The 24,794-nt window shown below is 46.6% G+C and carries 23 protein-coding genes; 10 read left to right on the top strand and 13 right to left on the bottom strand.

Annotated elements, in window-relative coordinates:
* Genes XMA127_RS00185 through XMA127_RS00170 form a run of 4 tightly spaced genes read right to left on the bottom strand, consistent with a single transcriptional unit; the run spans position 1 to position 2,876 of the window.
* Positions 1 to 672 carry a DUF484 family protein gene (locus XMA127_RS00185; protein WP_173482796.1) on the bottom strand — a complete coding sequence of 224 codons (672 nt, stop codon included), beginning with the start codon at positions 670 to 672 and terminating at the stop codon, positions 1 to 3.
* A complete protein-coding gene (gene dapF, locus XMA127_RS00180) occupies positions 669 to 1,502 on the bottom strand; it encodes a diaminopimelate epimerase (RefSeq protein ID WP_173480059.1) in 834 nt (277 codons plus the stop codon). Before dapF ends, XMA127_RS00185 begins: the two co-directional genes overlap by 4 nt.
* Positions 1,502 to 2,758, bottom strand: a complete 1,257-nt coding sequence (gene lysA, locus XMA127_RS00175; protein WP_173484398.1) for a diaminopimelate decarboxylase — start codon at positions 2,756 to 2,758, stop codon at positions 1,502 to 1,504. Before lysA ends, dapF begins: the two co-directional genes overlap by 1 nt.
* Before the next feature lie 10 nt (positions 2,759 to 2,768).
* A complete protein-coding gene (locus XMA127_RS00170; protein ID WP_217361965.1) occupies positions 2,769 to 2,876 on the bottom strand; it encodes a lipoprotein in 108 nt (35 codons plus the stop codon).
* A gap of 170 nt (positions 2,877 to 3,046) precedes the next feature.
* Between XMA127_RS00170 and cyaY the strand changes: the two genes are divergently transcribed.
* Positions 3,047 to 3,373, top strand: a complete 327-nt coding sequence (gene cyaY, locus XMA127_RS00165; RefSeq protein WP_173484397.1) for an iron donor protein CyaY — start codon at positions 3,047 to 3,049, stop codon at positions 3,371 to 3,373.
* Here the strand turns inward: cyaY and waaA are convergent.
* Both waaA and msbA read right to left on the bottom strand, forming a co-directional pair.
* Positions 3,370 to 4,674, bottom strand: coding sequence for a lipid IV(A) 3-deoxy-D-manno-octulosonic acid transferase (gene waaA / locus XMA127_RS00160; RefSeq protein ID WP_173484396.1), 1,305 nt, complete (start codon positions 4,672 to 4,674; stop codon positions 3,370 to 3,372). The two genes, cyaY and waaA, sit on opposite strands and share 4 nt — an antisense overlap.
* Positions 4,598 to 6,349 (bottom strand): lipid A export permease/ATP-binding protein MsbA, encoded by a 1,752-nt coding sequence (msbA, locus tag XMA127_RS00155; protein WP_173484395.1) that lies wholly within the window; start codon positions 6,347 to 6,349, stop codon positions 4,598 to 4,600. Before msbA ends, waaA begins: the two co-directional genes overlap by 77 nt.
* Before the next feature lie 90 nt (positions 6,350 to 6,439).
* Between msbA and lpxL the strand changes: the two genes are divergently transcribed.
* The 4 genes from lpxL to XMA127_RS00135 are packed head-to-tail and all read left to right on the top strand — an operon-like array spanning position 6,440 to position 10,250.
* Positions 6,440 to 7,381 (top strand): LpxL/LpxP family Kdo(2)-lipid IV(A) lauroyl/palmitoleoyl acyltransferase, encoded by a 942-nt coding sequence (gene lpxL, locus XMA127_RS00150; RefSeq protein ID WP_371731488.1) that lies wholly within the window; start codon positions 6,440 to 6,442, stop codon positions 7,379 to 7,381.
* Positions 7,368 to 8,447 (top strand): glycosyltransferase family 4 protein, encoded by a 1,080-nt coding sequence (locus tag XMA127_RS00145; RefSeq protein ID WP_173498810.1) that lies wholly within the window; start codon positions 7,368 to 7,370, stop codon positions 8,445 to 8,447. Before lpxL ends, XMA127_RS00145 begins: the two co-directional genes overlap by 14 nt.
* Positions 8,444 to 9,226: a glycosyltransferase family 2 protein gene (locus XMA127_RS00140; RefSeq protein ID WP_173484392.1), complete on the top strand. Its 783-nt coding sequence runs from the start codon at positions 8,444 to 8,446 to the stop codon at positions 9,224 to 9,226. Before XMA127_RS00145 ends, XMA127_RS00140 begins: the two co-directional genes overlap by 4 nt.
* The gene (locus XMA127_RS00135) at positions 9,219 to 10,250 is read left to right on the top strand and encodes a glycosyltransferase (RefSeq protein ID WP_173498809.1); all 1,032 of its coding nucleotides are present in this window, start codon (positions 9,219 to 9,221) and stop codon (positions 10,248 to 10,250) included. Before XMA127_RS00140 ends, XMA127_RS00135 begins: the two co-directional genes overlap by 8 nt.
* A 19-nt stretch (positions 10,251 to 10,269) precedes the next feature.
* Here the strand turns inward: XMA127_RS00135 and XMA127_RS12000 are convergent, their stop codons facing one another.
* The 3 genes from XMA127_RS12000 to XMA127_RS00120 are packed head-to-tail and all read right to left on the bottom strand — an operon-like array spanning position 10,270 to position 13,533.
* Positions 10,270 to 11,565, bottom strand: a complete 1,296-nt coding sequence (locus tag XMA127_RS12000; RefSeq protein ID WP_173484777.1) for an O-antigen ligase family protein — start codon at positions 11,563 to 11,565, stop codon at positions 10,270 to 10,272.
* 31 nt (positions 11,566 to 11,596) lie between these two features.
* On the bottom strand, positions 11,597 to 12,688 hold the full coding sequence (locus tag XMA127_RS11910; RefSeq protein WP_217361964.1) for a glycosyltransferase family 4 protein: 1,092 nt from the start codon (positions 12,686 to 12,688) through the stop codon (positions 11,597 to 11,599).
* On the bottom strand, positions 12,685 to 13,533 hold the full coding sequence (locus XMA127_RS00120) for an ELM1/GtrOC1 family putative glycosyltransferase (protein ID WP_173484776.1): 849 nt from the start codon (positions 13,531 to 13,533) through the stop codon (positions 12,685 to 12,687). The genes XMA127_RS11910 and XMA127_RS00120 overlap by 4 nt, the downstream gene beginning before the upstream one ends.
* A gap of 111 nt (positions 13,534 to 13,644) precedes the next feature.
* Between XMA127_RS00120 and XMA127_RS00115 the strand changes: the two genes are divergently transcribed.
* The gene (locus XMA127_RS00115) at positions 13,645 to 14,700 is read left to right on the top strand and encodes a branched-chain amino acid aminotransferase (protein WP_371731502.1); all 1,056 of its coding nucleotides are present in this window, start codon (positions 13,645 to 13,647) and stop codon (positions 14,698 to 14,700) included.
* 37 nt (positions 14,701 to 14,737) lie between these two features.
* Here XMA127_RS00115 and XMA127_RS00110 read toward each other — a convergent pair whose 3' ends face one another.
* Positions 14,738 to 15,352: a phosphatase PAP2 family protein gene (locus tag XMA127_RS00110; protein ID WP_173484774.1), complete on the bottom strand. Its 615-nt coding sequence runs from the start codon at positions 15,350 to 15,352 to the stop codon at positions 14,738 to 14,740.
* 8 nt (positions 15,353 to 15,360) lie between these two features.
* Positions 15,361 to 18,219 carry a bifunctional [glutamate--ammonia ligase]-adenylyl-L-tyrosine phosphorylase/[glutamate--ammonia-ligase] adenylyltransferase gene (gene glnE / locus XMA127_RS00105; protein WP_173484773.1) on the bottom strand — a complete coding sequence of 953 codons (2,859 nt, stop codon included), beginning with the start codon at positions 18,217 to 18,219 and terminating at the stop codon, positions 15,361 to 15,363.
* A 335-nt stretch (positions 18,220 to 18,554) separates the two neighbouring features.
* Here glnE and XMA127_RS00100 point away from each other — a divergent pair, with 335 nt between their 5' ends.
* From XMA127_RS00100 to XMA127_RS00085, 4 genes are all read left to right on the top strand, one after another.
* Entirely contained in the window at positions 18,555 to 19,571 is a 1,017-nt protein-coding gene (locus XMA127_RS00100; RefSeq protein WP_173480039.1) for an amino acid ABC transporter substrate-binding protein, read from the top strand.
* A 74-nt stretch (positions 19,572 to 19,645) separates the two neighbouring features.
* Positions 19,646 to 20,866, top strand: a complete 1,221-nt coding sequence (locus XMA127_RS00095) for an amino acid ABC transporter permease (protein ID WP_173480038.1) — start codon at positions 19,646 to 19,648, stop codon at positions 20,864 to 20,866.
* 9 nt (positions 20,867 to 20,875) lie between these two features.
* Positions 20,876 to 21,976 (top strand): amino acid ABC transporter permease, encoded by a 1,101-nt coding sequence (locus XMA127_RS00090; protein WP_173482814.1) that lies wholly within the window; start codon positions 20,876 to 20,878, stop codon positions 21,974 to 21,976.
* Between the two features lie 2 nt (positions 21,977 to 21,978).
* Positions 21,979 to 22,743, top strand: a complete 765-nt coding sequence (locus tag XMA127_RS00085) for an amino acid ABC transporter ATP-binding protein (protein ID WP_173480036.1) — start codon at positions 21,979 to 21,981, stop codon at positions 22,741 to 22,743.
* A gap of 39 nt (positions 22,744 to 22,782) precedes the next feature.
* On the opposite strand, the gene XMA127_RS00080 is transcribed toward XMA127_RS00085, so the two are convergent.
* Both XMA127_RS00080 and XMA127_RS00075 read right to left on the bottom strand, forming a co-directional pair.
* A complete protein-coding gene (locus tag XMA127_RS00080) occupies positions 22,783 to 23,742 on the bottom strand; it encodes an asparaginase (protein WP_173482815.1) in 960 nt (319 codons plus the stop codon).
* Positions 23,735 to 24,751, bottom strand: coding sequence for a CYTH domain-containing protein (locus XMA127_RS00075; protein WP_173480034.1), 1,017 nt, complete (start codon positions 24,749 to 24,751; stop codon positions 23,735 to 23,737). Before XMA127_RS00075 ends, XMA127_RS00080 begins: the two co-directional genes overlap by 8 nt.
* Positions 24,752 to 24,794: the final 43 nt, after the last annotated feature.

Genomic DNA, 24,794 nt, shown 5'->3' with positions numbered 1-24,794 from the left:
TTAGCCTCGAATATTCATCAAACGCGCAAGGATTCTGCTTAGAACTTCGCCGATATACGCCAAAAATAGCGTTCCTTGCGTAGACTGGAAGTAGTTGGCGTCGTATGAGCCAATCACCAGAAGACCTAAAGATTCGCCCTTCACTAGCGGTACCACAGCGCAAGATCCAACGGGCTTTTGAGGGTTTCGGAATAAGAATCGGGTCATCTGATCCGACAACTGTCCGCAGACAGGGCTTGATGAGTCGATCAACGGCTGAACAATTGACGTTTGACTGCGCGGCAACACTCTTAGTGAGTTAACGTCGAGCTCCGTATCCGAGAAGAGGATTAGCTCCACCTCATCGCCACTGAAGTCGCCACACAAGCTCTCTTCAAGTGCAATACTGACTTCATCAAAGCTGTCTGCCTCTAGCAGTGACAGAACCATCCGCTTGGTCTTACCGAATTGCCCGTCGTTATGACGCGCTGCTTCGATCATATCCGACAGGTGGATTTCGAGTGTATTGGCTTTTTCTCGCAGCATGCTGGTTTGACGTTCAACCAAGGAGACCGCCGAACCTCTCTGATGAGGTACCGTCAGCTTTTCAAGTAACCAGGTATGGTTCTCAAAAAAACTGGGATTCTGTGCAAGCCACTCTGCGACTTGGTTTTCATCTAGCGGTTGGCTCATAAGTAGATCTGCCCTTCGTAAACCGAACATACGGGACCAGTCATATTGACGGAGTGCCCTTCACCTAACCACTCAATCTCAAGATCACCACCAGGTAAGTGAACGGTAACTTTGCTATCGAGAAGGCCACGCAAACGACCTGACACGACGGCAGCACAAGCCCCAGTACCACACGCTTGAGTTTCACCTGCACCGCGCTCATAGACACGAAGATTCACCTCATTTTTGGAGATGACTTCCATAAATCCGATATTGGCACGACTAGGGAAGACAGCATGAGATTCCAGCTCTGGCCCCCAGCTCTCAACCGGCGCGCTTTCAATGGAATCAACGACCAAGACAGCATGAGGATTACCCATGGAGACAGCACCAAACTCAACAGTTTGACCTGAAGCCAGTTGGGTAGAGTAAGTCGTGCTCTTCTCTGTGAAGGTGGTAGGCACTTCGACCGGATCCAACTCTGGAGCACCCATATCAACTTCAACCAGATCGCGACCCACAATGTTCAACACCGCACGACCACGTGCTGTTTGCACCTTAATGGTATCTCGCAACACCAACCCTTTATCGCGAACAAATCGCGCAAAGCAGCGAGCGCCGTTGCCACAGTGCTCGACTTCACTGCCATCAGCATTAAAGATACGGTAACGAAAATCCATATCCGGATCGGATGGCGGTTCGACCAACAACATCTGATCAAAACCGACACCAAAATTACGATCCGAAAGTTGACGCACAAGGTCCGCGTTGACACGGACGCGTTGTGAGATGGCGTCAATGACCATAAAGTCATTGCCCAAGCCATGCATCTTAGTGAATCGCAGTAGCATCAGCCTTCCTCTGACAGCAATGATTCACCGCGCACAAGATCAGCAAACTGCTCACGCTCACGAACCACTTGGAAGCGCGCATCATCCACCATCACCTCAGCGGCACGGCCACGGGTGTTGTAGTTAGAAGCCATGACAAAGCCGTATGCGCCTGCCGAGCAGACTGCTAATAGATCACCTGGAGTCAGTGCCAACTTACGATCTTTGCCAAGGAAGTCGCCGGTTTCACAAATCGGGCCGACAAGATCCCAAACGGCCTCTTCCGCGGATGACTCTAGCTGAGCTGGAATAATCTCTTGGTAAGCGCTGTATAGCGACGGGCGAATCAGATCGTTCATTGCCGCATCGATAATGGCAAAGTTCTTCTCTTCATTACGCTTAAGGAACTCAACCTTGGTGAGTAGAATTCCCGCGTTCGCAGAGATCGAACGGCCCGGCTCAAACACTAACTTAAGCTGACGATCACCCAAACGATCAATGATGGCATCGATGTAATCTTTGGGCTCTGGTGGTGTCTCGTCGGTGTAACAAACCCCTAAGCCACCGCCAAGGTCGAGGTGTTCGATCAGGATACCCGCTTCCGCCAATCGATCGATCAATGCTAATAGGCGATCGAGCGCATCGAGGAAGGGATCGATTTCAGTCAACTGCGAACCGATGTGGCAATCAACGCCAACCACTTTAACGTTTGAAAGCTGAGCCGCTCGCTGATAAACCTCAAGCGCAGAATCAATGGCAATGCCAAACTTGTTCTCTTTTAGGCCTGTTGAGATATATGGGTGAGTGCCCGCATCGACATCTGGATTCACACGGAATGAGACATCGGCCACCTTGCCTAACTCAGCAGCGACCGCATTAACACGCTCCAGCTCTGATTCAGACTCGATATTGAAACAGTGGATGCCAACCTCTAGCGCACGAGCGATCTCTGCAGCTTGCTTGCCAACACCAGAAAAGACCACTTTGGAAGGATCCGCACCCGCCAAAAGCACACGCTCTAATTCGCCCTGAGAGACAATATCAAAACCTGCTCCCAACTTAGCCAATACATTTAACACAGCCAGGTTGGAGTTAGATTTAACCGCAAAGCAGACCAGTGCATCGCGCCCTGCTAACGCGTCAGCATAAGCCAAATAGCCTCGCTCAAGGGCATCACGCGAATAAACATAGGCGGGCGTGCCAACCGCATTTGCGATCTCTGCAACAGAGACATCTTCCGCAAACAGTTGACCGTCGCGGTATTCAAAACTTTCCATTTTTTCTCTCTTAAGAGTTTGATTGCTGCGAAGTTTCAGCACCCGGCATCGACAATGGGCCCTTCTGACCGCATCCAACGAGTGCACAACAGAACACCAGTGCAAAGAACATTCGCATAATCCACTCCAATTACGACCAACCCTTTTGGTGTCGGGTTTTGATCAATAAAATTAAAGCCAGAGTATACCCTGATAATAGGCTTGTAAGCGACCACGAAAGGCCTATTTAGCACGGACAAAGCTGCGGAAATCAGTATAATGAAATCAATGTTTACAGGAGGTTAGACAATGAGTGATGCGATCTATTTAGAGCGTGTTGAAGAGACCCTCAACGCACTCGAAGAGTTATTAGACGATGCGGAATCCGATTTGGACTATGACAATAACGGCGCGATGATGACGATTAAGTGCCCTGACCGAAGCCAAATTATCCTAACGCGCCAGCCTCCAGTGAAGCAGCTTTGGCTAGCAACCCGCACACAAGGTCTGCATTTTGATTACGATGAAGCTCAACAAGCTTGGGTTTTAGACTCGGATGGCTCGCTGCTACGAACTCATCTAATGGCTGCATTCGCCGATCAAACCGATGAACAACTCGACCTATCTGATATCTAAATTAATTTTTTCACTTGCTCATAGAGGCGCTCCAGAGCGCCTCTATTTTTTTCTACCACATTGATGCCCGCTTGAGACATTGCGTGGTTATCATTGCCAAGCAAAACCCTAATCTGCTCAGCCAATTCCTGTTCACATTGAACTTGCACCAATGCACCTTCACTTTTCAGCGTCGAGATAATCGAGCGGAAGTTATAATCACTTGGCCCCATGACAATTGGCAAACCAAGAGCGGCCGGCTCAAGCGGATTATGCCCACCCGTACCAGAGAAGCTTCCACCGACGAAGGCTAGATCCGCAGCTGAGTAGTAAGCAAACATCTCACCCAGCGAATCACCAATCCATATATCGATATTTCTATCGGCCGTAGATAGTGATCGCTTACTTACAAAATCAGAATAGCCTTTAGCCAACTGATAAACAGAGTCAAAACGCTCTGGATGGCGGGGTACGAGAATGAGTACCGGACGCTGATCTTGTGGAATGACACTCCAAGCATCCAACAAAATCTTATCCTCACCCTGATGGGTACTGGCAGCCACTAGCACTTTGCGGTCAAAAGCAGCTTTCCACGCTTTACCTATTTGAATCTGATCTTCAGGAAGATCGATATCGAATTTGATACTACCAGAAACCAGCAGTCGATCCTCTGGCATACCCAAGCTCTTAAACCTTTCTGCATCCGACTCATGTTGGGCTAGCAAAAGCGAAATTGAATTTAACGTATCCTTGGTCAACCCTGAAAAGCGCTTATATCCCTTGAATGACTTCTCAGATAGACGAGCATTTGCCAGAACGATGGGAATCTTCCGACTTGATGTAGCTGTCAAGAGATTCGGCCAAATCTCTGTCTCAACAATGAGCAGTAATTTTGGAGAGTGAGCTCCGAAAAACAGTGTAAAGAAGATCGGTAGATCCCATGGCAGGTAACGGTGCTCGACTCGCCCGCCAAAACGCTGTTTTACCTGTGCCGCTCCCGTTGGTGTGGTCGTTGTGAAAAGGACCGACTCACCCTGATCTAAAAGCCTCTCAACAAGCGGGCTAATCGCAATGGTTTCACCAACAGAAACCGCGTGAATCCAGATCGGTCTGCCTAGTGTTTTCTGCTGAATACCAAAACGTTCAATCAGACGCTGTCGATAGGCAGAGGCTTTTAAGCTACGAACTAACAGGCGAAAAACGAAGAGAGGCAGTAACAGTGTATAAAGCGCGGAATAGAGCAGCCTAGCCATTTCGCTGCTCACTAAATTGCATGCGATGAAGTTGAGCATACGCCCCATCCAAAGCCAATAGCTCTGCATGAGTACCGCGCTCCACTATTTGCCCCTGATCCATTACAACGATCAGATCAGCTTTCTCAATGGTGGAGAGGCGATGGGCAATGATAAGCGTTGTCCTCCCCTTTACGACCTCATCGAGTGCTTCCTGGATGTGTCGTTCCGACTCTGTATCCAGTGCCGAGGTTGCCTCATCAAGAATCAGGATAGGTGCATTTTTCAAAATAGCGCGAGCGATCGCAATACGCTGACGCTGACCACCTGAGAGAAGCACGCCACCCTCGCCAATCTCAGTTTCAAGACCTTTGGGCAGTCGCTCAACAAACTCCATGACATGCGCAGCCTCTGCGGCCACTTTAATCTGTTCTGGAGTCGATGATGCAAGCGCACCATATGCAATATTGTCAGCGATCGTGCCGTTAAAAAGCACAACTTGCTGGTTAACTAACGCAATTTGTTCACGTAGCGACTCTAGCGTACAGGACTCAAGCGCTTGGCCATCCAGTAACAACTCACCACGCCAACCATCATTAAAACGCGGTAACAGACTGACCAGCGTCGATTTACCCGAGCCAGACTTACCAACCAACGCAACGGTCGTTCCTGCAGGAATATCCAAATTAATCTGCTTCAGCGCATCATCTTGAGTTCCGGGATAAGCAAAGCTTAAATCTGAGAATTTAAGATCACCAACCGCTCGACCTAGCTCAATCGCTCCAGTGTCGACCTCAACCGGCTCATCCATTACCGCAAAAACACCTTCTGAGGCCGCAATACCTCGTTGAATCTTGGTATTCACATCGGTAAGTAAGCGCAAAGGTTTTGTAATCAAACCTGCCGCTGTTAAAAAGGCGACAAAACTACCAGTGGTCATTCCTTGCATTACCGATGGATGCATAGCAATAAACATTAATACCGCTAATGCAGCAGCAACAAGTAACTGAATAATTGGGGTATTGAGCGATTGAGTAACCACTAGCTTCATGAACTGCCTGCGATTTAGATCACTCGCTTTAAAGAAGCGATCACTTTCAAATTCTGCACCGCCAAATATGCGCACAATTTGGTAGCCTCGCACAGCTTCAGATGCTGCGTCAGTGATATCTCCAACCGACTCCTGCAGCTGTTTTGATTGTGTGCGCATTTTGCGAGAGGCAATCAAAACTACAATGCCTATGAATGGTGCAGCACCAATAAAAATAAGGGTCAATTTCCAGTTTAGATAGAGCATGTACCCGAACAGCCCAATAACTGTCATCCCTTCGCGAAGCCCAACCTTTATTGCTTCAGTTACAGCCTCTGTAACCTGCTCAACGTTATAAGTTAGCTTTGCTAGAATTTGGCCACTACTTGATTGGTTATAGAAAGAGGTCGGTAATCGCTGTAGTGTTTCAAAAAGATCCACTCGCAATCCATGAATAACTTGGCGTGCAATGTAAGCAATACTGTAGCTTCCAATAAAAGTCCCCAAACCTCTACTAGCGAAAATAGCCAAGACCATGATGGCCAATAGGTAACGCTGGTCGAACTCACCTGCTTCAACGGCATTAACAACCATCTCTAACCACTTTGCAGAGGCTGCCTGAGAAGCACCATAAAGCCCAAAACCCAAAAAGCTGATAGCAAAACCGTGCCAGTATGGACGGACATACCGCAATAGACGTTTATATAATGACCAGCTGGTTTGCTCAGAGTGCATATTAGAACCAAATAAAGCGTTATCTTTAACAAAAGTGATCTAAGTATACCCTAGGCAATTGCCCATAAAGCACTTAAACCTATAAACTTTATGGATTCCAGCTTACCTATTGATATGAAAACTAAAGCTCACACCAATTTTCTAGCTCCAAGGTACTGGCCTACATGGTTAGGTCTAGGGGCTTTGCGTCTAATCAATTTGCTCCCTTTTTCTCTTCAAATAAAAATTGGAGCGGCCTTAGGCTCTATTATCAAAAACTTAGCTTCAAAGCGCCGACATGTTGCTGAGGTAAATATTCGCCTCTGTTTTCCTCAACTAACTGAAAGTGAGCGCACTCAGTTGGTTTCTGACACGTTTAAGAATAATGGAATTGGAATCATTGAGACGGCTATGGCTTGGTGGAGCGATAGGGAATCATTTCGCTCTAAGGTATCTATAGAGGGTAAAGAGTACCTAGACGAAGCTCTTTCAGAAGGTAAGGGCGTAATCCTCTTAGGAGCCCACTACTCAACACTCGATTTAGGTGGTCTTCTATTCTCACTTTTCTACCCACTTCACACCATGTATCGCCCACACAACAATCCACTAATGGACAAGGTGATTACAAAGGGGCGCTTAAGATCGATCAAGTCAATGATTGACCGATCAGATTTTAGATCAGTGATTAGAGCTTTAAAAAGAAATGAGATTGTTTGGTACGCACCAGATCAAGACTTTGGACCTAAACATTCAGTTTATGCACCATTTTTTGGAGTTAATGCCGCGACGACACCAGCAACAGCTAAGCTTTCTAAATTGAGTAAGTCACCTGTTATTTTGCTCTCCCATCACCGCACAACTGATGGCACATACATACTCTGCCTACATCCAAGAGTTGAAAACTTTCCGCTCGTAGATGATGTTGAATCTGCAACACGAATAAACCAAGAAATAGAGAAGGGTATTAGTTACCAGCCTGCTCAGTACATGTGGGTTCATAGAAGATTTAAAACGCATCCTAATGGCAAGAACTGGCTATATGACAACAATTAAACGTGTTGCGTTAGTTACTCAAACCTTTCCACCAAAGATGGGTGGTATGGAAGCTGTTATGGCTTCATTGGCGAAGCACTTTGCAGAGAATGGTTCAGAGGTCGCAGTTTTCCCCAATAAGCCAGCTCCTAAAGAGAGGTTCTACAAATCATACCTCTTACCTTCGCCTAAACTCATACGCCATTTATTAAAAAAGCTATTGATCCGCTTAAAAGCTAATCCTCAGGATCTAGTGATTTGCGATAGCTGGAAAAGTGTAAAAGCAGTTCCAGCTACATTAAAAAACATAGTCGTGCTTGCTCATGGTCAAGAGTATCTGAATACATCAAAACGCAAGCTTGAAATTGAAACGGCTCTAATGAGGGCTAAAGCGATTGTATGTAGCTCTCTTGCAACAATGAAGTTAGTTGAAGCGTTAACGCCAATCCATAGAGATAAAAGTTACGTTGTATACCCGACCTACATGCTTGAAGAGCCCTCAGGCATCAAGTCAAAAAAATCACCAACTGACACACTAAAGTTACTTTCAATTTCTAGATTAGAAAAAAGAAAGGGCATACAAAATGCCATGAGGGCAATATCGCAACTAAAAGATGAAGGCCTGATGTTTGAATGGGATATTTGCGGCAAAGGGCCCGCTGAAAAAGAACTTCATGATTTGTGCACAGAGCTCAAACTCGAGGAAAATATTCGTTTTCCTGGCCGTGTATCTGATAAAGAAAAACAACTACTTCTTTCTCAAGCTGATCTTTTTGTAATGCCATCCTATCAAGAAGGAAATTCACTTGAGGGCTTTGGCATTAGTTATGTAGAAGCAGCAGCATTCGGTTTACCCTCAGTAGGAGGCGAAGCTGGCGGCGCTAATGAGGCAGTGAATGCTCCAGAATGCGGCTGGTGCTGTGACGGCGCCTCTATTGACGAAATATACAAAGCTCTCAAAGATTCTTGCTTGGATACGAATGAAAGAAGCCTCAGAGGCTCAAATGCATTCATTCGTTTCAATAAGGAAATGAGCGGTAATATCGTATTTAATAAGCTATTTGAAATATGTCGAGTTATACAATGACTAATAATCTCCACACTGCAAAGCTTCCAATCAGCGTTACGATTATTTGTCATAACGAGGTCGAGCGTATAAAAGAGACCATCGAATGCGTTGAAGGCTGGGTTGATGAAGTAATAGTCATCGACTCTGGAAGCACTGACGGAACGCAGGATATCGTACTTTCTACCACCGCAAAATTATTCTTCAATGAGTGGCAAGGATACGGCCAGCAGAAGAGATTTGCTGAAGATCAAGCCAGCAACGACTGGATCTTTAATATTGATGCTGATGAACGTGTTTTGCCAGAACTGGCTGATGAAATCCAAAAGCGATTTATAGTCGAATCAAGTAGTGTTGATGCATACAAAGTACCTATATACGACCGTTTTTTATGCACCAGAGAGATTTCTAAGTACAAACCATACAATCCAGTCCGATTGTACAAAAAGTCAGTTGGTCGATATAGAGATAGTGCCGTGCATGACCGAGTTGTTTTACCAAACACAGTCACTGTCAGTCAGCTGCGAAGTCGCATAGCCCATGACTCACTTAAGTCTTTCAGACATCGTATAGAAAAAATGAACGACTACACAGACGCTCAGGTAATTGATCTTCGTTCCAAAGGACGCAAGTTCTCTAAACTAAGAATAGTCTTAGAGTTCTGGAGTGCTTTTCTGGTGTGCTACATACGCAGAGGGTACTGGAGAAACGGATTTATGGGATACATATACTCCATGAATTTTGCATATAGTCGTTTCTTGAGAGCAATTAAACTTTACGAATCATTTAGTAATGAATAACAAAAAAGCAATCTTTATCTGCCTAATATCTGACCGTGATGGTGGGTTAGAGGAATCTTTTGTTTTTTATGCGAATCTCTTAATAGAAATGGGGCATGAGGTATTTCTGTTAGCACCAAAATCCGCTCCATATTTATCTAGAATCAATTCTTTAGCACGTCGAATAAACTTTCATCCCAAAGGCTATTGGGACATTCTTTCAGCAATAAGGCTAACTCTTATGGCAAGAAAATATGCACCCGACATCATGCTAGGGTACAACTCAAGAGCATCGTATTACTTATCCGGCATCGCAAAACTATTCAATAAGACAAAGTCGATAGGCTACAGTCACAGTTACAAACATAAAAAGCTGCGTTTCTGCGATTCAATTATATGTGTAACGGAAGATATGAAGTCATTTTTCTTGAACCATGGCTTTGAGAATCGTTCAGTGGATGTGTTACCACCGATAGGATTGGAGCTAGATAAAATTTCTGAAGCCCATAGAACTCAGGACTTTAATAGTGATTGTATTCGACTTGGCTTTTTAGGGCGTATGACACCGGAGAAAGGCATACTTACGCTAATTAAAGCGGTGTCGAAAGTACACTTGCCGATAAAAATTAAGCTGGTAATCGGGGGGGATGGACCTGAGTTTGAAGCTGCAAAAAATCTTTCTAAGCAACTTGATATAGATGCTTGTTTTCTTGGGTGGATTGAGCTCAAAGAAAATTTCTTTAATCAAATTGATGTTCTAGTCATTCCTTCAGAATCAGAAACTTTTGGTATAGTAGCTCTCGAAGCAATGATAAGAAAAATTCCTGTAATCTCAACTCCTACCAATGGCACTAAAAGTATTATAAACAATAGACTTTCCGGTTTGATAGCCAATGACTTTGATGATAGTTCACTTTCGCGAGCAATCGCCGAACTAAACAATATTGATATCCAAGCATTAATTGCTGAGGGTCACAAAAGAGCTTTGATTTTTAATAAAGAAACCGTATTAGGGAGATTTAAAGCCATAATCAATAAATTATGACTCTAATGGGAGTTATTTTTTAACTATGATCTTTCTTAGTTTCAAGGCTGAAAATTAGGCCTGCACTAATACCTAACCAAACCCAAAACCAAGCATTCATCCAACCACCATAGAAGTTGTTATGAGTATTGAATGGGAAGAAACCTGCCCAAAATGCTGTCAATCCGCCAAGTGCTAGAAGCGACCCGGTACTCATTGTTTTAAATGTTGTTCGAATTAAGAACACGAATAACACTACAAGGCCCAAGACGCCCCATACACCTGCTCCTGACCATGCTTCCAAAATCATCTGATGTGTATGGGTTGCCCCTTTAAGTGGATGCTTGCCATTAGACTCCTTCAAGAAATCATGGATCCAGTAATTACCTGGTTCGGCGACCAATGGATGCGCATATCGAAAGTTGTTCACACCCGTTCCAGTTAATGGATACTCTGCACCTAACTTTACAGCATCAGACCAGATGTTTATTCGACCAGAGAGGCTACGATCAAGTGTCTCCATATTTGGATTTTTCCGGAAAGAGAATGTTTGATCAAACTTAGTGCTCAAGCCAGGTAGCGTATAGAGATAACTACCCGAAAACACGACGGCACTAATGAGCAAAACTGACCCCAAAATTGATTTTTGATTAAATCGATAACCACGAAAGAGAGGAATTAAAGCAAAGATACCTAGAGTGACCAGAATTGATAACCAAGAAGAGCGGGTACCACTAATGAAACATAAGAAGATAATAAACACGCCTAAAACAATTGAGGACTTGTACCAACCCTGACTCCATAACGACAAAGTAAGAAATCCAAACAAGGAACCCAGGATAACTCCCATCATAAGTCCGCCATCGACAAACGGGTTATCTCTTGTATGAAGCCCTTGGTTATGGCTTCCACCGGGGCCAAATGGATTTTGTGGATCAATATACTGCCAGATCGCTAAAGCACCCCAGAATACTACAATCAGGCTTATAACTATGACTGATGGAATTAAGTTATATCCATTAGAGAGCCTTTTATATAAAAAATATCCAGCTAGAAAAAACAGTGGATAAGTTCCTACAAAAACCATTGTTCGCTCGAAATCGATAGTACCCATGAATGAAATTACTGCCGGAACCCAAACACAAAGTCCCGCGAAAATTAACCACCTAGTGCCCGCTTCAATTCCTTGGCCAACTTTTAGCTCTCTAACAAACAGAACCGCTCCTATGATTGCCATTACCAATAATGGGTACCATAGTGTTTTCCCTATAGGCATCATGAAAAAGTAGAGCGACAACAATATAGTAAGATCGTTCTTTTTAAGGAAACTAAGCACTTTATGATCTCTTATCTGTTTAATAGTTGAATTAAATAAGGCTTTTATAGAGCGCGAGTGTATCTCTCCGCATATGACTTAATGTAAATGTGTTTTGCGATAGCATCACATCGCTCTCAATAGCTTTTACAAGAGCTTTAACTACCGCTACAAAATCTCCCGATTCAACTAGATATTCTGGCGCTAGTGCATTCATAGTCTCCGCTACAGCACCATGCGCATATGCAATAACTGGTGTACCTACGGCTATACTTTCAACAACTGCTCGCCCAAATGATTCTGCCGTTGTCGTTGTAAGTGACAAAGACACATCAGAAATAGCGTATAGCTCGCGCATGTCTGAGCGAGTGCCTAGAAATACAAAAAACTGCTCAAGACCTTTTGCATGGATAGCAGACTCTACTTCAGCCAAAAACTTACCTTTAGAATCACTTCCTACTACCAAAACTTTGAAGTCATCTCTTCGTTTAGCGAGCTCTTCAACAACTTTTACCAACTCAAGATGACCTTTCCATCGAGTGATTCGGCCTGGAAAACAGATCAATTTTTTATTGGTACATTCTGGGTGTTCCCCAAAGAACTTTTCACGCCACTCATCAGATGGCTTAAATCCTCTGTAAAAATAGTCCTCATCTATGCCGCGATGAATCACTGTGACTTTATCTGGATCATCAACTGTGTAGTTATCGAAGAGATATTTCTTGCACGTTTCAGATACACATATAACGCGCTCACCCTTGGCCATAATAGCGCTATACCAGTTAACAGAGTGCATGCCATGCAGGGTTGTAATAAATTTAGGCCTATCATTTCTTGGCATGCCCCGCCAAGCCAACCAGACAACCCAAGCTGGCATACGGGAACGAACATGGACGATATCTGGCTTCTCTTTGCGAAGACATTTGCGAAATGACCAAAGCTTTAAAAATGTGAGCAGAGATTTTTTGCCAAGATCCCATGCGATATGTCGCGAGCCCTCAGACTCCAATTGACCAACTAATCGCCCCCCAGCTGAAATAACAATAGATTCGTGCCCTGCTTCAACTAATGCTTTTGCGATATCGATGGTACCGCGTTCGACTCCGCCAACCTCTAATGCCGGAAGTACCTGAACTACTTTCACAGGGGAAATCTCTCCAAAATAATCTCAGCGCAGCGGGCTGCTTCTCGAAAATTCGACACTGGATTGGCCGGTTTTTGGTCGGCTGTAGCACCCACTAAGCCTTGCTCAACCAATGAGTCGATGCCCTGTTGCGTTCTTGAATTAGTCGTAGATTCTAAACGTATCAGCGAAATAGTGCACCCGGCGGTTAATGCTTCATAGACCATTGAGACACTGTCTGAGCTGACAATCACCTGTTCGGTGGTTGCTAAAGTGCTGGGTAACCAATCACTATCGACTGAATCAGGCTCAATTAATCTGATGCTCGTTTTCGATCTAAGTTGTTGTAATAGGTCGTTGGGAGTTCTTCGAGAGGTCGCTACATTCAATAAACCAATGGATGGTTCAGTTAACTGGTCGATCTGCTCAATAATGCGGGCATCATCCCAGATCACGTGCTTGCTTGGCCCACCTAAAAGCACCAGTCGACTTTCCGGCTGTTTTTTAGACGGCTTCATTCGATTAATTGCTCCCTTGGTAGTAACTACACGATCAAAAGCGGGGGGCGCATCATGCTCTGGGACCAGAGCTAAATTAAAGAAGCTGTAAGGGAGCGATGGGCGCATCAGTACGACATTTTTGGCCCCAAAGCGAACAGTGAGCGCCCAATTCCAAAAGTGAGTGGCTCTGCCTGCACTGATAATCAATTTGGGGCGATCTGTAGCAAACAGTGAACTACTGACACCCTTCAGTGGAAGGGTTTTGAATGTCAGATTCGGTTTAAACTCAAGCAACGCTTCTACCAATCCAAGGGACTGATTAATGTGCCCGGGCTTTCCATCACTGATGATCCAGATATCTGCCACAACAAACCTTTTCGCATATAGATCCCTAAGGATAAACAGTTCCCGCCCTAAACACACTTCAATTTAATAAATATCGATTCCAATTTTCCCTCTATGGCTTACAATTGATCGATTAAATTTTGGCGCACTGTATCGACTCAACAGAACAGTTGTAATTTTAGGAAGATTTTCATGGCAGCATTTGGTTCTCTCTTTATGCCAGAGATGGCGATAACTTGGTTTGATGGCGACAGCTGGAGCCCAACTGAAGTGGTCGCTAGTGACTCCATCTCATTTCACCCTGGCGCACATGTGCTGCACTACTCAAGCACCTGCTTTGAGGGGTTAAAAGCATTTCGCCATGCTGATGGTTCAGTCAAAATTTTCCGTATGGACAAGAACATTGAACGCTTTGCGCAGAGCAGCCGCCTTCTTGGTTTACCTGAGATTGATAAGGGGCAGACGCAGCAAATGATCGAGTCAATCGTTCGTCAGTACGCTGCAGATGTACCAGAACCACCGGGTTCGATGTACATTCGCCCGACACACATTGGTACTGAGCCTGCAATTGGTAAAGCGGCGGTGCCATCGGTTACCTCATGTCAATACATCCTTCTATCACCTGTAGGTGATTATTTCGCAGGTGGCGATAAAGCACTTCGCCTACTGGTCGACGATGAAGCGATGCGCTGCCCTCCACACATGGGCATGATCAAAAGCGGTGGTAACTACGCTGCAGCCATGGGGCCTATCTTAAATGCCAAGGCACAATACCAAGCGGATCAGGTACTCTTCTGTCCAGGTGGTGACGTTCAAGAGACCGGCGCTGCGAACTTCCTGCTTATTGATGGCAACCAGATCATCACTAAAGCATTGGATGAGAGCTTCCTGCACGGTGTCACTCGTGACTCGATTCTGACATTAGCTCGTGATCTAGGCATGGATGTTCAAGAGCGCCAGCTTTCAGTAGATGAGCTTCTGGAACGTGCTGCAAAACCGGGTTGTGAAGCGGCTTTGTCGGGTACGGCAGCTGTTCTAGCCCCTGTAGATACTCTGATCTACAAAGATAAAGAGTACAAAGTCGGCAACGGTGGAATCGGCGAGACTACCGTTAAGCTTCGTCGTGCACTGAATGACATTCAGTGGGGTAAGGCCGAAGACCCGCACGGTTGGTTAACCCACCTATAAATTTTCAACTAAAAAGGGGCATCAGCCCCTTTTTAATTTAATCTTTGTTCCACCTTGTCACCAAAATCATAGATGAAAACTTTGATTTGAGTAACAAGTAGCTTACTAAGCCACCTATACCTGCCCCAACCATCGTGTCCAACGGAAAATGGACACCTAAATAGATTCGGCTAAAGGCAACTAAAATTGCAATTGAAAAAAAGACCCATCTCAAACGAACAAAGGCGAACGCAAGGATTGTCGCTAACATCATGCTATTAGCTGAGTGACCACTAGGAAATGATCCATTAGATGAGAGAGACTGTGCTTCATGTTGATCGACTCTAAGCTCGGCTAAGTTCTGCTCAAACGGACGATCTCGATCAACTGCTACTTTCACAGCACTGTAGACGCCAGCATTCACTCCATAAATGAGTGCTAATAGAGCCAAAACTCTAAGTTTTGATTGAATTCCTGACACTCTATTTGAGACAGGAATTCCCATACTACTACTGACAAAACGCTCGGCAGGAATCGACACACCAATAAGCGCTATAAGCCCCCAGACCACCTCTTTATCACCGAGATGGGTTAATAAAGGCATAATCCAGTCGAAAATGGGGTTTCCCAAACTCTTATTGATTAACTGAAATAAGGATTGGTCTAAATCCATCAACACAATCAAGTACTCTGTTTAAAAATTGATTGCCAAACAACTTTTACAGATTGGCGTAGATCTATTAATTCTGCACTGGAGATCAAGCCCTTCGCGTTTTGTAGAGTCTGGCGATGGCCTAATGCGCGGTAAGTTTTATAACTCTCGCTTAACACTTCAGCCTGGGTTTGATCCAAATAACCCGCATCCGCCAGAGCCTCAATAATGCGCACGTTATCAGTGAACTTATAAAGCGCAGCTGTCTCTTTAGCGTATCTGAGCACAAGGTACTGCACCGCAAACTCGATATCGACAATACCGCCAGCATCCTGTTTGATATTGAACGCTTCTGAACCCTCTGCAGTGCCAAGATGATCACGCATCTTCTGGCGCATTGCGATCACCTCTTCACGTAACGATTCAGCTTCCCTATCCTTACAAAGGACCTTAGCACGCACCGCTTCAAATTCGGCTTTAAGTCGACTCGACCCTGCCACTACACGGGCACGCACCAGTGCTTGGTGCTCCCAAGTCCAGGCTTCATTCAGTTGATAGGCCTCAAAGGCATTCAGGGAGCTGACCAATAGTCCAGAATTGCCAGAGGGTCGCAGACGCATATCGACCTCATAAAGCTGACCCGAGGTCGTGAAGGTGTTCAATATATGAATGATGCGCTGACCTAAACGCGTGAAAAAAACGTCATTGGCTATCTCTTTATTGCCCCCAGCAGTCATCAAATTACTGGGCGCATCATGCACAAAAACCAGATCCAGATCCGATCCATAAGAGAGCTCAATCCCACCCAATTTACCAAAGCCGATAATGACAAAGTCTTGATCGCATGGAACGCCTGCCGATCGCTGCGGCGTGCCATATTTGGTTGTCATATCTCGCCATGCGATCTCCAAAACCGCCTGGAGAATCGCTTCTGCTAGCCAGGTTAAGTAATCACTCACTTTCATCAGAGGCAAAGCACCAGTTATATCCGCAGCAGCCACTCGCAGAATATGTGCATTTCTAAAGTAACGCAGCGCTTCCATTAACTGCTCAATGTCATCCTCTGGGATACGCATCAACTGCTGTCGTAACTCATTGGATAAAGCTTGTGCGTCCGGTGGATTGAACAGTGATGATGCATCAATCAGCTCATCAAGAAGGACCGGTTGATGAGCTAACTTCTCTGCAAACCATGGACTGGCTGAACAGAGCTTTACCAACTGCGCTCGAGCACTGGGGTTTTCGGCTAGCAGAAGAAGATAGGCTGAACGACGCACTACAGCTTGAATCAGCTGCAAAACCCGCTCCAAAGTCTCTTCTGCGTTTTCCACGCCCGACAGATCCCGGAGCAAACGAGGCAGCAGATCCAACAAACGCTCCTGCCCGACATTTTGCAACGCCTGTACCGTTCTTAACTGGCGCAGCGATACCAGTGCCTTCAACGCTCGATCGGTTTCGCTGTAACCCAGCTCTGTCAGATAGTGAGCCAGCGCCTCCTGATCTGCAAACTCCTCATGCCAGAGGCCCGTAAGATGCGCATCGCTCTCAGTTTGCTCGGCATTGCCTTCCTGATCCACTGGTGCAATAACATCTGCAAAGTGCTGTGAGACTCGACTTCGATGCTCATTTAGCTCTGTTAAAAGCGCCTCTGGACTCGTAAAGCCCATGGAGTAGGCAAGGCGCTGCATACCGAGATCATCAGCTGGTAGCTCTTGGGTCTGCTTATCTGCTTGCGCCTGAATCGCATGTTCCACATTACGCAGGAAGACGTAGGCATGGGTTAGCTCTGTCACAACCACGTCTGGAATGCCGACTACCTCTGGGAGAAGTGGCAATATGTTGCACAACTCTCGTTGCTGCAAACGTGTATCACGCCCGCCGCGGATTAGCTGAAAGGCTTGAGCGATGAACTCAACCTCGCGAATACCTCCGGCTCCCAACTTAACGTTATTCTCACGACCCTTTAAACGGTTCTCACGCTCAATCATCCCTTTCATTTCACGCAAAGATTCAAAGGCGCTGTAGTCAATGTACTTACGATAGACAAAGGGGCGCAGATCCTGCATCAACTGGGCGCCAGCTTCCTTATCACCCGCGATGATACGCGCTTTGATCAACGCATAACGCTCCCACTCACGCCCCTGTGTCTGGTAGTACTGCTCCATGGCATCAAAACTGGCAACCAATGGACCAGAAGATCCAAACGGACGCAGACGCATATCGACACGGAATACAAAGCCCTCGGCTGTGGGGGCATCTAAAACACGAATCAATCTTTTACCCAGTCGTGTAAAGAACTCTTGGTTGGATAGTGAACGGCGGCCACCTTGGGTTTCGCCATTGGCGGGGAAGGTAAACATCAGGTCGATATCCGAGGAGAGATTGAGCTCATGTGCCCCCAATTTGCCCATTCCAATGACGGCCATGCGTTGCAAATTTCCATCAGAGTCCATTGGCTCACCCAGATCTTTGACTAGATCTTGGTGCAGCCAATTCAATGCTGCATCAGTAGTGGCATCGGCCAGTTCGGAGAGCATCCGGGTGGTTTCTGTTAGATCGGCCAATCGGTTCAAGTCGCGCCAAATAATTCTAACCATGGCCAATCGACGCAGGCGACGCAGCGCAACACTCAGTGCCTCTTCACTCCCCACAGCTTCAACAGCCGCCAACACTTGCGCTGTTAAAGCACCTGTTGGAAGCTCACCAACATCAAGGTTTAACTGCTCAATCAATTCGGGATGACGCTGCAGCTGATCCGCAACATAGTCAGATCCCAATAGCACTCGATCTAACTCCGCCAACCGATTGTGATCTGATTCAAGCAGATCTCTTGCTGCTGAAACCTTTTGCTGCTGTTTTTCTAGGTAGTCATTCAATATCGCTGTCACTCAAACCACTCCGAAATCTTGCCAATAGGACTAATATACTGCGTTCAGTTATAAGAGGAACAGGACTTAAATCAAATTGCACCAATACTGTGCAAAAGCTCAATTTAAGCCCTACTTTAGTATTGACCTTTGAGTCATAATGACACAATCTTAAACGAGTAAGCAGAGTGCTGGCGTTGGGTATTAAAGATTATTTGATCAAAACACCCCGTTATACCGTAACTTTCAGACAATTTTTAACGATGAATGTCGATGAAAATGACTCACTGAAAATTGTTGGCACACTAGTTGCTGTGGAAAAAGAACAACAACCTACTCAAAAGAGGATCTACATAATGGCTAAGAAAGCTTTACTAACCGCTTCTATCCTTGCTGCAACAATGACTGCTGGTGCAGTTCAAGCAGCTACTCTTGACGATGTTAAGAGCCGTGGCACCCTAACTTGTGGTGTATCTACTGGTCTTGCAGGCTTCTCTCAAAAAGATGAGAACGGCAAATGGAGCGGTCTCGACGTTGATATGTGTCGTGCGGTTGCAGCTGCAGTACTTGGCGATTCAGAAGCTGTTCAATACAAACCGCTAACCGCTAAAGAGCGTTTCACTGCGCTAGCGTCTGGCGAAATCGACATGCTATCTCGTAACACGACTTGGACTCACACTCGTGATACATCACTAGGTATCAACTTTGCTGGTACTAACTACTACGACGGTGCGTCATTCATGGTCATGAAAGATCTAGGCGTATCAAGCGCAACTGAGCTAGACGGTGCAAACGCATGTATCCAAGCGGGTACCTCTACTGAGCTTGCAATCGCTGACTACTTCCGTGAGAACGGCATGTCATACAAAGCGGTTACTTTCGATACCTCTGACCAAACTCGTCAAGGTTTCGAATCAGGTCGTTGTGACTTCCTAACATCAGACGGTTCTCAGCTAGCGGCACTTCGTATCGGTCTAGCTAACCCAGGCAATGCAGTGATTCTTCCCGAAGTTATCTCTAAAGAGCCTCTAGGCCCAGTAGTTCGTCAAGGCGATGACCAGTGGTTCAACATTGTTAAGTGGTCTCTAAACGCAATGATCGAAGCAGAAGAGCAGAAGGTCACTTCTGCAAACGCAGCTGACATGAAAGCGAACGGCAACCCAGCTAACAAGCGTCTACTAGGTGCTGAAGGTGAACTAGGTGCTAACCTAGGTCTAAGTGCTGACTGGGCTTACAACATCATCACTCAAGTAGGTAACTACTCAGAGTCGTTTGAGCGTAACGTGGGTATGGATTCACCACTTAAGCTAGCACGTGGTATCAACGCGTCTTGGCGTGATGGCGGTATCCTATACGCACCAGCTATGCGCTAAAACCGAAGCGATCTAAAAAGGGGCACAACAGTGCCCCTTTCTGCGTGAAAGCACTCTATTTTTAGGTTAATTCAATGTTCAAACAAAAAACCATTGAAGAGGTTAAGTCAGCGAGCCGTAAATCGAGCTCCGGAACCACCTCCAACGCCTTTTATAACAACCCACGCATCCGCGGTTTCTTCTATCAGATCGCACTGGTCGCTGGGTTGCTCTATTTCTTTGGCACCATCATTGGCAACACGCTGGCCAACATGGAAGCGACGGGGATCAAAACCGGTTTCGACTTCTTAGGCGCAGCTGCAGGCTATGATGTCTTGATGTCGTTGATCTCCTTTGAGTCGACCGATACCTACGGACGAATATTTGTTGTCGGTTTCTTAAACACCCTTTTGGTCTCGGCCATCGGTATCTTCTTCGCGACGCTACTTGGATTTATCTTTGGTGTGGCGCACTTCTCGCATAACTGGTTGATTCGTAAGATTGCTCTGGTCTATGTAGAAATCTTCCGAAACGTACCGCTTCTGCTACAGGTGTTCTTCTGGTACTTCGCCGTTCTATCCAGTCTGCCTGGCGCTCGCCAAAGCTTGAGTTTAGGCGAAGCTGTGTTCCTCAACGTTCGCGGCCTCTACCTACCTAAACTGATTGGCGGCGATCTATCATCTTTGGTCTGGATCGCTTTAGGCGCTGCCGTTGCAGGAATTTTTGTACTGCGTCGCTGGGCCAAAAAACGTCAAGAGCTGACCGGCCAACAGTTCCCTGTGCTGAAGACCAGCATCGCCATGGTGATTCTATTTCCATTAATTGTTGCAGCGTTAACGGGCTTTCCATTCACCGTTGAATACCCAGCTCTAAAGGGCTTTAACTACTTCGGTGGTATTACCGTCATCCCAGAGCTGATGTCGCTTGCCATTGCGCTGTCGGTCTACACTGGTGCATTCATTGCCGAAGCCGTGCGTGCAGGTGTGCAATCGATTCCACACGGTCAAACAGAAGCGGCTCGCAGCATTGGTTTGCGTGAGAACAAGATCATGTCATTGATCATCGTGCCTCAGGCAATGCGTGTCATTGTGCCGCTACTGAACTCCGAGTATCAGTCACTGGTGAAGAACTCTACGCTAGCGGCGGCGGTCGGTTATCCCGATCTATTCAACGTATTTGTCGGCACCGCTCTTAACCAGACTGGACAAGCGATTGAGACCATCTTTATGACCATTATCGTCTACTTTGTGGTCAATATGGTGATCTCGTTCCTCATGAACCGATTTAACAGCGCGGTTGCGTTGGTGAGCCGATAGGAGAGCATAATGAAAGAATTTCAGCCTATTGCAGCCCGCCCGGCACCGATTAAAACCGTCGGTTTTACAGCCTGGCTGCGTGACAACCTTTTCTCTTCGATCCCGAACTCGGTCGTAACCCTTTCAGTCATTGCACTGTTGGCTTACTACCTACCACTTATCTTTGACTGGGCTTTTTGGTCGGCAAATTTCACCGGCACCACAGAAGATGCCTGTGTCAAAGAGGGGGCTTGTTGGGTCTTTATTAACGCTTGGTCTTACCAATTCTTCTATGGGACTTACCCTGTTGAAGAGGTATGGCGTATCAACCTTACCCTAGTCTTACTAGTGATGGTGATTGCGGCGTCATTCACACTGCCAAAATCGATTCGCCTAAAAGCTTCCATCACCTCTTGGTTACTACTACCGATTGTGGGTATCGCTATCCTAGATGGCCGTTGGTTAGGCCTAGAGGTTGTCAGTACTGATTTGTGGGGCGGATTTACGCTCAACGTCTTTATGGCAGCCGCCAGCATTATCGTCGCCTTCCCATTCAGCTTCCTGTGGGCTTTGGGTCGTCGCTCAGAGATGCCATTTATCCGATCTGTTTCAGTTATCTTTATCGAGTTCTTCCGTGGTGTTCCGGTACTGTCGCTCTTCTTCATGGGCTCAGTCATGCTGCCACTCTTCTTTGCAGAAGGAACGAACGTCGATAAGTTGATTCGTGTCTGGTTGGTATTGATCTTCTTCATGTCAGGTTACATGGCAGAAGTGTTCCGTGGTGGTTTCCAAGCTGTCCCGTCGGGTCAATACGAAGCGGCAGATTCGATCGGCCTTAGCTACTGGCAGAAGATCCTGTTGATCATCTTGCCGCAGGTTATCAAAGTGTCGATGCCGAACATTCTGGCTACCTTTGTCATGCTGTTTAAGAACACAACCTTCTTGTTGATCATCGGCATCCCAGAAGTCGTTCAAACACTACAGACAGCTCTGTCTAACTCCTACTGGCTAGGTGGCCATGCGCTTGAAGGTTACCTATTCGTCTTCCTCGTGTTCTGGGGAAGCTGTTTCAGCATGTCGGTGCTTGCTCGCCGCATCGAACGTCAAATGAATACTGATAAGAGAGACTAATCATGACCGCAACTAACTCAGCAGCAGACTCTCAAGATGTCATCGTTATTGAGAACCTAAACAAGTGGTACGGTAATTTCCATGTACTACGTGATATCAATCTGCGTGTTAAAAAAGGTGAGCGTATCGTTATCTGTGGCCCGTCGGGCTCAGGCAAATCGACCACCATTCGCTGTATCAACCGCCTGGAGGAGTTCCAAGAGGGATCTCTAGTGGTTGACGGTGTCGAGATGATTGAAGATGTTAAGAATATCGAGAAGATCCGCCGCGACGTGGGTATGGTGTTCCAGCACTTCAACCTATTCCCGCACCTAACCATTTTGGAAAACCTTACACTAGGCCCGATCTGGGTTCAGAAGAAGCCAAAAGCGGAAGCTGAAGAGATCGCAATGAAGTACCTAGAGCGCGTTAAGATTCCTGATCAGGCTGATAAGTACCCAGGCCAGCTATCGGGTGGTCAGCAGCAGCGTGTCGCGATTGCGCGCTCCCTCTGTATGAACCCGAACATCATGCTGTTTGATGAGCCGACGTCAGCTCTCGATCCTGAGATGATCAAAGAGGTACTCGACGTCATGGTTGAGCTCGCTGAAGAGGGTATGACCATGTTGTGTGTGACACACGAGATGGGCTTCGCTAAGAAAGTTGCTGACCGTGTCATCTTCATGGATGCAGGACAAATTGTGGAAGAGAATGAACCCAACGAGTTCTTTAACAATCCACAGAACGAGCGTACTAAACTCTTCCTAAGTCAGATTCTGGGGCACTAATACAGAGCCTTCACCCCTCAATGAAGGCTAAAGCTCTTCTCAGGGCTGAAGCTCTCCACAAAGCGGTTGTTGCCATTGGGCCTCAACCGCTTTTTTGTCTAAGCCCTTTGCAAGCAGATAGTGCAGCTTGGCAAAGGCCGCTTCAGGTGTCATATCAAAGCCCGGCAATGCGCCCAACTCTGCTAACAAAGCTCCGGTCTCATAAGCCCCTGGAATGACTCGACCTTTCAGACACTGGGTCATGTTGACCAACAGCACACCTTTCTCATGAGCACGCCTTAGTGCATCGCCAAAGTCACTGCTGGTCGTTGGAATATTGCCACTGCCAAAGCTCAACAACACAACAACTCGCAGGCGATCATCCGTCAGAAGCCCATCCATGATAGCGGCAGACATTCCGGGGTAGATCAAAAGGGTCGCGACTGCGCCCTCTTGGTAGCCCAGCACTTCTGGAACCGCAGCTTCATGGATAGATGAGATCTCACCGTTTGGCATCTCAAAAGCGACATAGTCCTGAGCATCCACTTTTCGAACGCGGTTTGCCTGAAGATTAAGTCCGCCAAAACAGACACGAACGCCTTCAACATCAGGCTGGGCCAGATAGCTAAGCGAATCCAACAGGTTAGTTGGCGCATCACTGCCCTCAACACCTAAGGGGTACTGAGATCCCGTCACCACAACAGGCTGACTCAAACCCAGCAGCGCAAAGCTTAACGCCGATGCGGTGTACGCTAAGGTATCCGTGCCATGAATCACAATAAAGCCGGCATAGTGATGCTGTTCAGATAGGATCGTTTCGCAGATGCGCGTCCAATCATTTAAACGAAGATCGGAACTGTCGATGAGGGGAAGCAGGTCGACGAGATCAAATGAATAGTGCGCCAACTCTGGTACCTGTTCTCGCAGCCGTAATTCAAGATCGGCAGCGGGCGCCAGCCCGGCTTCACCTAGCACCATACCAAAGGTGCCACCGGTATTAATGATCAGAACCTTATTCATCACCCGCTCCTTGAGTCGTTTCACGAATGAAGTGAGCCGTTCTGAGCGCTAACTGACCGATTGAAGGATCATTCAAAAGATCAGCAGAGATCGATCGTGATCTCTCTTGAATGGTCTTATAAAAGGTTGGAGTGGAGCCGCTGAAATAGGCCAAATCATAAAGAGGCATGACTCGAGTAAGCAGTGCTTCGTACTCCTTCAGCAGCCCTGCAGAGGCTTCTAAATCACTTAACTGTCGCAACAGTGCAATCTGTTGTTCCAGGGCAGAACAGAGGGTGGTAATGACCGTTGGTGCGAGAGTGATTGGAATCAATTCATAACAGCGCTGCCAACAGATGGTCATGGCCGAGAGGCGCTCAACACGCTCAGCCAAATCGCCACGCTCCATGATAAGCGATGGCAACTCTGGGGCAGGAGGGTGCTCGAATCGTAGCTCCCAGCCACGCTGCGCCTTGCTACGCTGACCAATCCACAGTGGGCTCAATCGAGTCAATTGTTCAGCAAGATCAAACAGAGCACTGGCATCGCCCTGTTTTAGCTCTAACTCCACTTCAGAGATCGGCTCAATACGATTACCGGTTCGTACTTCACCCTGATCACAAGCGATCTCGATCTGCGTCTGTTCGCGTTGATAGAGCCAAGTTGTGCGCTTAAAGTTGGTTGAAAAGACAGGGTAGAGGCTGTCACTGTCGAGATCGGCGGGCAGCAACTCCTTTAGAAGATCCAACTTGAGATTGGGCCCATCGATCACCCACTCATATTCACCACGAGTGGAGAGCCCCGATGCATCGGTTATCCCAGTCGTTTTCAAAGTCTGCAGCCACTGATCGCCAGATTTACGAATGCGCAGCGCCATTTTCATCCGTTTCAAAGACTCATCCGGCGTATCGTAGTAGAGATTGAGAAGGAGCTTTGATTCACTGGGTAAGTCACTTAAAAACGGCAGTGCGCAGACCTGTGCTGCCACAGTCGGAAGGCAACCTAACTTTAACTCAAGCTCTTTGGACATGATTCCATTCTCAATAACGCGGATGTTTAAGCCATTGTACAAG

The sequence above is a fragment of the Marinobacterium sp. xm-a-127 genome (genome assembly GCF_013283425.1).
Taxonomy (GTDB): domain Bacteria; phylum Pseudomonadota; class Gammaproteobacteria; order Pseudomonadales; family Balneatricaceae; genus Marinobacterium_E.
The sequence above is the reverse complement of the archived record's forward strand: the minus strand, read 5'-3'. Positions and strand labels throughout refer to the sequence as shown.

Excerpts from the sequence above, each read along its gene's own strand:
- XMA127_RS00185 (WP_173482796.1), bottom strand. The coding sequence starts at position 672 with ATGAGCCAACCGCTAGATGAAAACCAAGTCGCAGAGTGGCTTGCACAG.
- dapF (WP_173480059.1), bottom strand. The coding sequence starts at position 1,502 with ATGCTACTGCGATTCACTAAGATGCATGGCTTGGGCAATGACTTTATG.
- lysA (WP_173484398.1), bottom strand. The coding sequence starts at position 2,758 with ATGGAAAGTTTTGAATACCGCGACGGTCAACTGTTTGCGGAAGATGTC.
- XMA127_RS00170 (WP_217361965.1), bottom strand. The coding sequence starts at position 2,876 with ATGCGAATGTTCTTTGCACTGGTGTTCTGTTGTGCACTCGTTGGATGC.
- cyaY (WP_173484397.1), top strand. The coding sequence starts at position 3,047 with ATGAGTGATGCGATCTATTTAGAGCGTGTTGAAGAGACCCTCAACGCA.
- waaA (WP_173484396.1), bottom strand. The coding sequence starts at position 4,674 with ATGCAGAGCTATTGGCTTTGGATGGGGCGTATGCTCAACTTCATCGCA.
- msbA (WP_173484395.1), bottom strand. The coding sequence starts at position 6,349 with ATGCACTCTGAGCAAACCAGCTGGTCATTATATAAACGTCTATTGCGG.
- lpxL (WP_371731488.1), top strand. The coding sequence starts at position 6,440 with ATGGATTCCAGCTTACCTATTGATATGAAAACTAAAGCTCACACCAAT.
- XMA127_RS00145 (WP_173498810.1), top strand. The coding sequence starts at position 7,368 with ATGACAACAATTAAACGTGTTGCGTTAGTTACTCAAACCTTTCCACCA.
- XMA127_RS00140 (WP_173484392.1), top strand. The coding sequence starts at position 8,444 with ATGACTAATAATCTCCACACTGCAAAGCTTCCAATCAGCGTTACGATT.
- XMA127_RS00135 (WP_173498809.1), top strand. The coding sequence starts at position 9,219 with ATGAATAACAAAAAAGCAATCTTTATCTGCCTAATATCTGACCGTGAT.
- XMA127_RS00110 (WP_173484774.1), bottom strand. The coding sequence starts at position 15,352 with ATGGATTTAGACCAATCCTTATTTCAGTTAATCAATAAGAGTTTGGGA.
- XMA127_RS00100 (WP_173480039.1), top strand. The coding sequence starts at position 18,555 with ATGGCTAAGAAAGCTTTACTAACCGCTTCTATCCTTGCTGCAACAATG.
- XMA127_RS00095 (WP_173480038.1), top strand. The coding sequence starts at position 19,646 with ATGTTCAAACAAAAAACCATTGAAGAGGTTAAGTCAGCGAGCCGTAAA.
- XMA127_RS00090 (WP_173482814.1), top strand. The coding sequence starts at position 20,876 with ATGAAAGAATTTCAGCCTATTGCAGCCCGCCCGGCACCGATTAAAACC.
- XMA127_RS00085 (WP_173480036.1), top strand. The coding sequence starts at position 21,979 with ATGACCGCAACTAACTCAGCAGCAGACTCTCAAGATGTCATCGTTATT.
- XMA127_RS00080 (WP_173482815.1), bottom strand. The coding sequence starts at position 23,742 with ATGAATAAGGTTCTGATCATTAATACCGGTGGCACCTTTGGTATGGTG.
- XMA127_RS00075 (WP_173480034.1), bottom strand. The coding sequence starts at position 24,751 with ATGTCCAAAGAGCTTGAGTTAAAGTTAGGTTGCCTTCCGACTGTGGCA.